The sequence below is a fragment of the Verrucosispora sp. NA02020 genome, from assembly GCF_013364215.1.
GTDB lineage: Bacteria > Actinomycetota > Actinomycetes > Mycobacteriales > Micromonosporaceae > Micromonospora.
Genome location: NZ_CP054923.1, coordinates 744,065 through 756,599 on the forward strand (window position 1 = coordinate 744,065; position 12,535 = coordinate 756,599).

Here is a 12,535-nt window from a genome sequence, read left to right on the forward strand (position 1 = left end):
ATGGCGAGCGACACCCATCCGGATCCTGACAAACTCGATGCGCTCGCCGCGCAGTGGGAGGCCAAGGCCGAGGACCTCGATCGGTTGCGCCTCGTACCGGCGAAGGCCCTGAACCAGGTCGGCAACTGGCAGGGTAGCGGTCGGGCAGCGGCTACCCGCACGCTGCCCAATCTTGAGAAGAACCTCCGCAACACCGCCGAGTTGTGTCGCCGCTGGGCCCGACGGTTGCGCAAGATGGCGGACGAGATCCGCAAGAAGCTCGAAGAGCTCCGCAAACAGTCGCTCGTCACGATCCTGAGCGTCATCTTCGGACTGCTCTTCGGTTTCATCGTCGGTTTCGCGATCGGCCCGGCGCTTGCCGCGCTCGTCGCGGCGATGGCGCGGGCGGTCGCCGGTCTCGCCACGGCGCTGCGGGCCATCATCAACCTGTCGTTCCAGTTCGGTGTCGGCGCGGCCGTGTTCGGTTCCACCCAACTTGCCGCCGAGGTCTTCGCCCAGGCGATCGCGTCGCACGTCGACGGCAAGTTCGAGATCACCAACGAGAGTTGGATCAGCGTCGGTGCCGCCGCCGGTCTGGGCGGTCTGTTCGGACTCTCCACCCGGGGACTCGGCAAGGTCGGCGGCGGTGGGCCGAAGTCGACCGACGTGCCGACGGTCAAGGGCCTGGACGGCACGAACACCGGTGGCCGACCCAGCGACACCCCCACCCCGGACCCACGGACCGGTCGCGGAGACGTGCCGGGTGTCGGCTCGCCGGACGGCCCTCCGCTCGGCGCACCACCCCCGTACGGTGCTGTCGGTGGCCGGCCCCCGACGCCGGGCCCGGTCAGTGCCAGTTCGACGCCGCCACCGGTCCGCCCTGTCGGTGGGCGGGGAAACGCCGGTGGTGCCGCGCCGACGCGGACCACCCGACCCACCACGGTCGACCAACCCCCACCCTCGGCGCTCGGCGGCGCGCCGGCGCGGACCACACCGCCACCGGCCCGCCTCGACGGCCCGGTGAACACGCCACCACCAGCCCAACCGCAACCCCGCGCCGGGGTGCCGCAGCCCGACGGTCGGCCACCGGCGGTCGGCAACGGCAACGCGGCCAGCAGCCTGCCACCGCCCGCCCGCACCACTCCGCCGCCGAAGGCCGACGCGGGTGCTCCACCCGTCGGTTCGCGGACGCCGGGTGGACCGGCGATGGCCGGAGTGGACGCGCCCGCGCCGCCTCCGCGCGCCGTCGCCGCCGATCCTCGGCCGCCGTCGGTGCTGACGCCCGAGCCGGCGCCCGGCGGAGGACGGCCGCCTGCGGCGAGCCCGGACCTGCCCGCCACCCCCGCTGGTGGGCGGCCGCCCGCCGCGAGCCCGGACCTGCCCGCCACCCCGGCTGGTGGACGGCCGCCCGCCGCCAGCCCCGACCTGCCCGCGACCCCGGGCGCGGGTCGGGACGTACCCGTCAACGGCCCTGCCCGGGACGTGTCACCGATCGCCCCCGAACCGGTCCGGCACGGCACTCCGCCGCCGGGCCAGGGCCTGACGGTCGATCCGCCCGTGGCACGGCCCGGTGGCGTCGGCGCGGTGACGGACGTTCCCCCGCCGACTGGCAGACCTGCCGGTACCACTCCCGATGCCACGGTGTCGGTGCCACCGCCCGGCCGCCCGGTCCAGCCGGGTGTCGAGGGGAACCCGGTGAACACGCCCGGCGGCGGCACCATCGGCGGGGCCCCGCGTCCAGGGCGTCCCGTCGAGGGAATCCCGGCCAACCAGGTGGTCGACGTCCCCACGCCCACCCCGAGACCGGCCACCCCCGAGCCGTCCACACCGGTGCCACCCGCCGGGCAGCCCGGCCCACGGGGCAACCTCGCCGCCACCGACCTGCCGGCCGACGTCAGGACCCCGGTCACCACGCGACCACCGCTGGACCGGGCACCCGTCTCCGGCGAGCCGCCGGCGGTCCGGCCGGACACTCCGGTCACGTCACCCCGACCCACCTCGACCGCGACGACCCGGCCGGACACACCCGAACAGGTCCCGGCCGACGTCCTGCCCGGCTCGCGCCCGGGCGGCACCAACGGCGACCAGCCGCCGGTCGTCGGACAGGGCAAGCCGACCACGGACACCGCCCCGGTGGGCGCGTCCTCGAAGGGCGCGCCGGAGCCGGGCAAGACCAACCCGGTGCAGGCCAACCTCGACGCGCGGATCCGCGACCTCATCACCGAGGGAGGCGGCGGCAAGGGGCAACCCGGGGTGTCGCAGTCCAGCCGGCCGGGCACGCTGACCGAGATGCGCGCGCTGCGCGAACGGATCCTCGCCGACAGCCCCGGCGGGCAGCCCACCGGTGGCAACGCCCTCGTCGTGCAGCGCCTGAACGATCACATCGCCGACCTGACCCCACGGCGGCCCGTCGGCGGCGACGCGCAGGGTGGCGCGGGCCGGCAGTTCAGTGGTCAGCCGGGGGTCGAGACTCCGCTCAAGCAGGTCCCGGTGCCGACGAAGCCCATGCCCGGCGGCCCGCGCCACACCGGGCCCGACGGCATCGACGCGCGGGCGCCCTATCCGGACCCGACGTCCGTACCCACGGTGGGGCCGAAGGGTCCCGGCGGTCCGCGACCCGACCCGGAGGTGAAAGGTCCGGTCCCGCCACCTGCCGAGGCGCCACCCCCCAGAACCTCGGGCCGCGACCAGTACACCGGCGAGTGGGACTGGCACATCCGTCGGGACAAGTTCGGCACCGAATTCCTGTTGTTGCAACGTGGACCGGAGCAACCGCCGGGTGTGCGTCTCGGTGGATCCAGCGGCGAGCCGCACGGCCCGGGAGGGCTCGGCCGACCGTCCCGGACCGATCCGGTGGATCCACCCGATCCCGGCGCCGGGCGTCGCCTGGGCGACGGCAAGGCGGTCCGGGACGACCAGTTCGGTGTCTCGTCCAGACCGACGGGAGACGGCCGGGTCAGCGAGTATCCCGCACAGGTCCGGGAGATCAACGGTGAGAAGTGGGTCCGTCTGCCGGACGAGGCGGTGCAGGGCCGGCCCGGTGCCGGCAACCAGCAGTCGTCGGACCGCTGGATGCGGATGCCCGACCGGGACAACCGCGTCCTGCCGGACTCCGGCGGGCGCGCCCCGGAGGGCAGCTTCTACTCCTGGCAGGAGCACACCCCCGGCAAGTCCGCCGTCTCCGGACTGGACCGGGGCCGGGGGCAGATGGTCGACATCAAGAGCCGCCCCGGCTGGCAGCTCAATCCCCCGGAGCCCGCACCACTCGGTGTCACCTCCCGGCCGACTCCGGGGGCGGACATGCCCGGCCCCGGAAACCGGCTCGGCGGCGGGACGACCGACCGTCTGATCAACTCGCTGAAGGACTTCGGGGGCATGTTCCGCCGGGGCGGTGACGCGCCGGCCCCACAACCGCCCTCCGTCGTCATCAAGTCGGCGGGACCGGGCGGCAACACCGGCGGCGGGGTCGCACCGGGGGGCAGGGGCACCACCCCGGACGCGCCCGCCTCCGGCGGAAGCTGGAAGGGGTACGGCGAGGGCCAGCAGCTCGGCGGTCGGCCGGCCCGGCCGGACGTCGACGGCAGCCCGGTCCGGCCGGGACAACGGGGCCCGGACGGCGGCGGGACGGGACCGGGCCGAACCGGAGACGTCACCACGCCGCCCCGGTCGACCGACACGCCGACGCCGAGGACCGACACCGGCAGCCCGCAACCGGGTCGCTCGGCCGGGGCGGAGGGCGGCGGCTCGTCGCGTACCGGTGGGTCGCAGGGCACGATGGGGATGCGGGATCCGCGCTCCGGCAGCCGTACCGAGACGGTGACCCCGGACCGGTACATCGAGCCGACGGTGGACAACCCGGCCTGGGCCACCCGTGGCGCCCGGGATGTCGGTGACACGCCCCGGGGCGTCGGGGGCGAGACCCGGGCACCAGCCGGCCAGGGTGGTCAACGTTCGCCCTCCGGTACCGAGGGCGCGCCGCCGAGCGGTGCCAAGCGTGTCCCGGACCGCATCACGACCACCGACACCCGGACGCCGGCCGGGTCGCAGCCGGGCGAGGTCTTCGGGGCGCGGTCCGGCCCGACCGCCGCGCCGGGCCCGAGGCCGGCCGGACAGCCCGTTGCGGCCCGCGACAGTCTGCACGGGCAGATGGCGGACCTCCTGGAGGGTGCGGCCAAGCGCGCAGAGGTCAAGCCCGGTGGCGGACCCAAGCCGGGTGATGACGTCAACCTGGGCACGGGGACGCGGGCGGGCGAGAGTTCCCGTACGCCGGGCGACGTCACCACGCCGCCGGGGCAGTCGCGACCGGGTGAGGCGTTCGGGCAGCGTCCGGAGTCGGGGACCCGACGGTTGGAGTCGTCGCCGGAGTCGGAGCAGGTCACGCCCGGCAAGTTGCAGAAAAACCGGCCCGTCGGTGACACGGGACGGCCGGGCGAGACCTTCGGGCAGCGTCCCGAGTCGGGCACCCGGCGGTTGGAGTCGTCGCCGGAGTCGGGATCGGCCGGGCTCGGGAAGTTGCGCAAGGACCGGCCGACGGGCGATGCGGGGCGGCCGGGCGAGGCGTTCGGGCAGCGTCCAGAGTCGGCGAACCGGCGGTTGGAGTCTCCGTCGGAGTCCGCTCCGGTCAAGCCCGGCACGTTGCGCAAGGACCCGCCGCCCGGTGACCCGGCACCGCGACCTGGTGAGCCGTTCGGGCAGCGCCCGGAGTCGGGCACGAAGCGTCTGGAGTCCGCTCCGGGGCCCGGAACGGGACGGACGGACGCGTCGGCAGGGTCGTCGACGCCGCGTACCGGAACGCACGAGCCGTTAACGCCGATCCGTGATGGGCAGTCTGCGCCGACGACCGGACGACCGGCCGGGCCGACACCATCCCAGGTCGCGCCGACCGAGGGCACGCCTGCCGCGACGGTGAAGCCGGAGTCGAGTCCCAGGCCCGAGCCGGGCACCAGACCTGAGTCGACGACCAGCCAGGAACCCGCAGCGGCCAGTGGCAAGGCGCCCGCGCCCGGATCGGCAGCTGACCGGCGGGCGCAGGCGTGGGCGAACGCGTCGCCTGCGGAGATCGAGGTGCTGCGGGGCGGGGGCGCGGGCGCCGGGCTGCGCCCCGACCAGCGGGTGAACGTGGTGCTCAATGATCGGATCTCGGCCGAGTACGCAAAAGCGGCGCAGGACGCGTTGCGGGCCGAGCTGGCGGATCTGCGGGGCCGGGTGCGGACTCCGGGTGAGCCGATCGCGGATTGGGTGTGGCGGGAACAGCGGATCGCGGAGATCGAGTCGAGGCTGGGCGGACGTGCTCCGGAGCCGGTGGACGTGCCGGTGCCGACAGCGCCTGCGGGTGAGTCGCCTGCTGACCGGCGGACGCGGGCGTGGGCGAACGCGTCCCCTGCGGAGTTGACGGTGTTGCAGGGCGGGGGCGCCGGTGCCGGGCTGCGCCCCGACCAGCGGATCAACCAGGTGCTCAACGAGCGGAACTGGGCGCGGCAGGCGGCCGAGGTCGAGGCGGGTCTGCGGGCGGAGTTGGCGGACCTGCGGGCACGGGAGCAGTGGGGGCAGAACCCGTCCGAGGCGGAGCAGCGGATCCTCGACGGTGCGGGGCTGGGCGCAGGCGTGCGGCCGGATCAGCGGGTGCTGGTGGTGGAGGCGCTGCGGTCGTTCGCGCAGGGCGCCGAGACCTGGCTGGAGGGGCCGAGGGCGGCTGCGGCGGGGGCGGCGCGGACCGCCGAGTTGCGGCGGCAGGTGGAGTTGGCGCGGCAGGGCCTCAACCCGTACGGGGACGGTGGGGTCCAGGTCGTGCTGCACCGGCGTGGCAGACCGGAACTGCGGGCGCTGGAGGTCGACACGCCCGGTGCCCCCGCCACCACGCGGGTGAAGCCGGACGGGCTGGAGTGGTTGTGGCGGGATCAGCGGATCGCCGAGCTCACGTCGGCGTTGGGTGTGCGTTCCGAGGTGTCGTTGCCGAGGCCGCCTGCGGGTGAGTCCGCTGCGCAGCGCAGTACGCGGGCCTGGAAGGAGGCGTCGCCCGCCGAGTTGGAGATCTTGCAGGGTGGTGGTGCGGGGTTCGGGTTGCGGCCGGATCAGCGCGTCAACCTGGTGCTCAACGAGCGGAACTGGGCGCGGCGGGCGGCTGAGATCGAGGCGGGTCTGCGGGCGGAGTTGGCGGATCTGCGCGGTCGGGTGCGGACGCCGGGCGAGCCGATCTCGGAGTGGGTGTGGCGGTCCCAGCGGATCGCGGAGATCAGGTCGGCGCTCGGCGAGCAACCGGTCGAGGTGTCGGTGCCCAGGTCGCCTGCGGGTGAGTCGGCTGCGGAGCGGACCGCCCGGGCGTGGGAGAACGCGACTCCCGCCGAGACCGAGATCTTGCAGGGTGGTGGTGCGGGGTTCGGGTTGCGGCCGGACCAGCGGGTGAACCTGGTGCTCAACGAGCGGGCCTGGGCGCGGCAGTCCGAGCAGCGGTTGCGGGCGGAGTTGGCGGACCTGCGGCGGCAGGTGCGCACGCCGGGCGAGCCGATCTCGGAGTGGGTCTGGCGCTCCCAGCGGATGTACGACATCCAGGTCGCGCTGGGTGAGCGTGCGCCGGAGCCGGCACCGGTATCCGGTGCCGGCCCCCGTCGAGTGGAGAACCCGACGCCCGCCGAGCAGGAGGTGTTGGCCGGTCGGGGTGCTGGCTTCGGGTTGCGGCCGGACCAGCGGGTGAACCTGGTGCTCAACGAGCGGGCCTGGGCGCGGCAGTCCGAGCAGCGGTTGCGGGCGGAGTTGGCGGACCTGCGGCGGCAGGTGCGCACGCCCGGTGAGCCGATCTCGGAGTGGGTGTGGCGGTCGCAGCGGATCGCCGAGATCCAGTCGACGCTGGCCGGGCGTACGCCGGAGCCGATCGTCGTACCGGTGCCGAGGCCGCCGGCGGGAACGTCGACCGCCGACCGGAGTGCGCGGGCGTGGGAGAACGCGACGCCTGCGGAGCGGGAGGTCCTGCAGGGCGGGGGTGCCGGCTTCGGGCTGCGTCCCGACCAGCGGGTCGACCTGGTGCTCAACGAGCGGGCCTGGGCGCGGCAGAGCAAGGCGACCGGGGTCGAGACGCCGACGACGCTGCCGCCGGAGCTGGCCCACCTACAGGCGCGTACGCGGCGGATCACCGATCCGTCCGAAGGGGAACAGCGGATCCTCGACGGTGCGGGTCTGGGCGCGGGGTTGTCGCCGGGACATCGGGTGCTCACGGTCGAGGCGCTGCGGTCGTTCGCGCGGGGCGCCGAGACATGGATGGAGGGCCCGACGGCTGCTGCGGCCGGTGCGGCCCGCATCGCCGAGCTACGGCGGCAGGTCGAGCTGGCGAGGCAGGGCCTCAGCCCGTACGGCGACGACGGGTTCCGGGTCGTCCTGGACCAGCAGGGCCGCCCGAGCCTGCGGTCGCGCGAGACCTCCGGCACTCCCACCGGGCAGGTGGAGTGGACCGTGCCGGGGCAGGTCCGTGAGCCGGCGCCCCAGCGCCCGGAGAACGTGGTGGTCGGCGAGCACGACGTGTTGCCGCCGGTGACCGAGGAACCGGTGCGGCCGGTCGAGAGTCCGTCGGTGATCCGCGAGCGCCCCGGCAGCGGCGACTCGGCACCCCCGGTGCAGACGATGGAGCGTCCGCCGCTTCCGACCGTGGAGCGCCCGTCGGTGCCGGAGCGGCGGATCCTGGCGGGTCAGCGTCTCGGCGAGGGGCTGTCACCGGCGCGGCGGGTGCAGACCGTCGAGGCGCTGCGATCGTTCGTGCAGCAGACGCGGACCCGCATCGACGACCTCACGGCGGCAGGCGGTCCAGCAGACCTGCGGCAGGCCACCCGGCTACGGCAGCAGGTGGAGGCGGCCGAGCAGGGCCTCAGCCCGTACGGGGGTCGGGGCGTGCGGGTGGTGCCCGGCCGGGACGGCCGACCGGAACTGCTGCCACCGCGTGAGGTACGCGGCCTGCCGCTGACCGGGGCGGAATGGAGGGTGCTGGCCGGACAGGGTGCGGGCGAGGGACTCTCCTACGACCAGCGGATCGACCTGGTGGTCGCCGAGCGCAACGCGGCCTGGCAGACCGAGCAGTTGCGGGTCGAGTTGGCGCAACTGCGGGACCGGCAGCCGCTGCCGGACGAGCCGACGTCGGATCAGGCGTGGCGGACGCAGCACATCGCCGACCTGGAAGCCATGGTGGGCGCCGCAGCCGGTGACCGGACGGCCCCGCCGGTGCGGACGGTCGCCCCGGTCCGGCAGCCACCGCAGGCCGGGGTGTTGACCGAGGCCGAACAGGAGGTGCTGGCCGGTCGGGGCGAGGGCCGGGGGCTGCCGTTCGACCAGCGCATCGACCTGGTCGTCGGCGAGCGCAACTGGGCCTGGCAGACCGCGCAGGTGCAGGCGGAGTTGGCGGAGCTGCGCGCCTGGGACGCCCTGCCGGGCGGCTCGGTCTCGCAACGGATGTGGCGCGCGGACCGGATCGCCCATCTCGAAGCCGTGGTGACCGGCGAGGTCACGCACTCCCACGACGAGCAGCCCGCGCCACCGGTGCCGGTGTCGGACGGGCCCCCGTCGGTGCCGCCGGTGGTCGCCCCGTCCGCAGGAGAGCAGCGGATCCTCGACGGCGAAGGGCTCGGCGCGGGTCTGTCGCCGCTGCGGCGGCGGGACGTGGTGGAGGCACTGCGGTCGTTCGCGCAGCGCGGTCGGGCGGAGCTGGACGACCTGGTCGCCGCAGGCGCGGACGAGGCCCGGGCCGGACGGCTCCGGCAGCAGGTGGAGGCAGCCGAGCAGGGGCGCAGCCCGTACGGCGACCGTGGGGTCCGGATCGTGCTGGACCGGGACCGGCAACCGGTGCTGCTGCCCCCGCGTGAGCTGCCCGGCCCGCTGACCGAGGCCGAGTGGACGGTGCTGCGCGGCCGGGGCGAGGGCCGTGGGCTGACGTACGAGCAGCGCGTCACGCTCGTCATCCACGAGCGGGCGGCGGCGCGGCAGGCCGAGGAGGTCCGGCAGGCCGAGGAGGTCCGGCAGCGGCGCGAACTCGACCAGGCGTTGCGGACGTGGCAGGCCGAGCAGGAGCGGAAAGCCCGCGAGGAACAGACCGCAGTGCGTGCGGCTGCCGTCCCCGAGGGATACCAGATCCGGCACGAGCAGGCCGACACCTACCGGCTCTATCGGGGCGCGGCCCCGACGTCGGCGGAGGACGCGGGCGCACCGCTGGTGGCGGGTCGGGAGGCGTTGCGGGTCGACCGGTCGGTGACCGACATGAGGGTGGTGGGCCGGTACCTCCGTGCCCTGGACCCGGCGGTCACCCGTCGGCAGCAGGTGGAGATGCCGCGCACCGGGCGGCGGGTGACGCCGGAGAAACTGCGGTCGCTCGTGGACCGGCACCTGCCGGCGGGGGCGGTCATGGCCGTACCGGTCGGTCAGGTGACCGCCGGAACGCCGGTGCCGTTCCCCCGGCTGCCCGGCGGCGCGTCGGCGGACGACGGCTGGTATCTGGTCGACGAGGACACCACCCTGAGCGACAGGGTCCGGACCCGGCCGATGGCCGCCGGGCACACCCTGGTGGAGTACCCGAACCTGATCTGGATTCGCCCGCCCGGCGCCCCGGAGTCGGTGATCACCGGGTTCCTGGCCCGCCCGGACAACGCGAAGACGCTGGTGCTGGTCGGTGCGCCCGGGGAGAACCCACCCGGCGAGGTGTGGGACGAGCTGAGCACGTATCTGCGCGGCCTGCCGGAGCAGCGGTTGAGCCGGCTGGAGATGAAGGATCTGGTCGCCGAGCGACCCGACCGCCACCTGCCGGAGGACCGCCGGTTGGTCGAGTACCACGAGGCGGCGCGCCGGATCGGGCACAATTTCACCGGTAAGCCCACCTTGGAGGCCAAGGAGGAGCTCTGGGCGTACCTGTCGGACACGCTCAACCCGACCGGGCCGGGACACGTGCCGGTGCCGGAGTTCGATCCGACACTCAACGCCCCCGGCCGTCCTGGCACTGACAAAGGCCATGATCTGCACGGTGGCTTCGAACATCGTCGTTGGCGTCTGCTGCTCTCCGACAAGCTGGACACCTGGCAGGCCGTGGTCACCACGATGCGCCACGAGTGGGAGCACGTCGAGCAGTACTTCCTGATGGCCCGCTACCTGGCGGCCACCCACCGCACGGTGGCGGACCTGCGGCGGCACCTCGCCGTCGAGGACGACCGGGTGCTCCAGGCCGCGCTGGACGACCCGGCCGTGCCGGGCACCGACGACCACGAGTACGGCGAGCAGTTGTACCGGGGGAGGCTCGGTGCCGATCGGGGGGCGACCGAGGCGGTGGAGGCGCGTCGGCGCGAGCTGTACCGGGTGTACAAGGACACCGTGCAGCGCAAGCGGGCCAACGACGCAGACCCGGCCCGGACCCTGCGCGGTGGGGCCGAACTGGCGCTCCAGACGATCCGTGCCAACGCCGCGTACGCCGCCTCACTCGTCGAGTACGCCGCGCTGCCTCTGGAGGGCCCGGCGATCGAGCGGGAACGGCAACTGGACCGGCTGTTCGCCTGGGACACCATGCCGGACGCGGTGCCGGTCGGCGTCGCCACCGGACCTCGGCCCGGCCGTGCGGCAGATCGTGCCGGAGCGGCTGGGGTCGGACCGGCACCGGACGAGTCCGCCGAGGTCACCGCCAGCCCACCCGTGCCGGCCGAAGCCGCCGTGGCGCTCGCGCCGACGAATCCGCTGCTGGACCACCGGCTTCTCGTGACCGCCGACCGCGAGCTGCACGAGGCGGTACGCGAGCTGGTCCGTGCCGACTACGGGCGGCTCTCCGGCAGGTCGGGAGAAGCCGCGCAGCAGGACGGCTGGCGGAACCTGGCGAACCTCGTCCTGCGGCACGCCGGGTTGCCCGAGCTGGGACCCGACGGCCTCCACATCGGTCAACCGGCCGAGGGACACCTGGGCGGATTCGACCGGCGGTCGTGGACGATCGGGCTCGCCGACGGCTCCGTCGAACACCTGCTCCGTACGCTGATGCACGAGCTGGTCCATGTCGAGCAGGTCACGCTCGTCGGCCGGCTGCCGGCGGGCCGCCCCGACGGCGTCGCGCTGGATTCGCTCGTCCACGACGCCCGGGTCCGTGACGAACTCTCCTCGACAGCGGTGGATGTCGGTAGCCCTGGGCACAGCATCGCCGGGTGGATGCGGCCGGAACTGGAACCGCAGGGCGAAGCTCGGGCGACAGAGATCATCGCCGCGGTGGGTGCCGCGCAGTCCCGCATCGACGTGACGCCGACACTCCTGCACGAAGTCGACCGCCTCGGCGGGTTCAACGCCGGAGTCCGTGGCCGATTGGCGCGGGGCCACGACGGCGTGCTCCGACACTTCGCCGAGGCGATGACCCGATACCTGAACCTGCCGCTGGAGGCTCAGGCACACCTCGTGCAATTCGACTTCGACTCCGACGGTGTGGCGCGGGACTGGCGACGGGAACCGCAGGCACAGGTGCTTCCACTCCCGGGGTACGTCGTCGAGGCGATCGTGGCGGGCAGCGTCGTCCGTCCGCAGGGCGTCGTGGTGACACCGCCACCTCGGCTCGCCCATCCCGGTCGTCCACAGGTGCTGATCCACCTGACCGACCTCGGCGACGCCGAGCAGGTGCTGCCCGAGCTGGCGTCGTCGCTGCCCGCCCACGCGTTGGTGGAACTGCACGGCGCGCCGGGAGGCCGGCTGTTCACCGTCGAGGAGTTGGCGGTGCTCTCCTCGGCGCTCGACGACGGCCAGCGGCTGATCGTCGCCCCGGACCTGGTGGCACCCGCCGGTGAGTTCGCCCGTCACCTGCTGCCGTTCTCCCGGACGCACGCGCCGACCCTGGCCCCGTTCGCCGCCTACTACCTGCTCCACCCGAGTTCGCGGCCACCGTTCCTGCCGATGCCCTTCCCGTACCTCATGCGGAATGTGGGCGTCGGGACCTTCGAGCTGTATCCGGGTTGGCATGTGGTCGCGGTGGGCGACCGGGCATGGATCGGCCCGGCCGACGGGCAGCCCGACCTGACCGGTGTGCCACACGCGCGCCTGGTGATCGGCAGCCCCGGCCAGGAGACGCCGTGGGCGGTGGTCAGCGCCGGACTCTGGCTGGCCCGGATCCTGGCCGGTCAGGTCGGGGCCACCGTCGACGAGGGCTTCGTCCACGTGTTCCGACCGGCGATCGCACCCGCCGACACTCCGGCGGCCGTCACCGACGACGTGCTCCACGCGGTCGAGGACCGCGACCGTGAGCTGGTACGCCTCGCCTTCGGCGCGGAGTACGTCCCGGCATCCGGGAGTGCCGTCGGGGTCCCGCACCTCGACAGGAACCCGTTCAGGCTGGTGGAGTCCGCCGACTACGAGCTGTACTACGTGGTGGACGCCCTGCTCCACCTGGCCGGCGTCGGACCGGTCGCTCCGCTCGTGGCACCGTCGCGCGCGGTCGACGCGCTGACCGGGTTGGCGGACCGGCTGGGCCTGAGCGATCCGGCCGAACCCGATTCCGGCGCGCTCGCCGCCCGGCGTGCCCTGCTGGCGGCGGGACGACTGGCGGCCGTCGCGTACGGTCCGGGTGGCCTGACCA

1 protein-coding gene (only partly in view) is annotated in these 12,535 nt (G+C 74.4%); it reads left to right on the forward strand.

What is annotated here, in order from left to right:
- On the forward strand, positions 1-12,535 hold the 5' portion of the coding sequence (locus HUT12_RS03475) for a hypothetical protein (RefSeq protein ID WP_176092455.1). It continues 38,954 nt past the right edge of the window; only the first 12,535 of its 51,489 coding nucleotides appear in the window; the start codon lies at positions 1-3; the stop codon falls past the right edge of the window.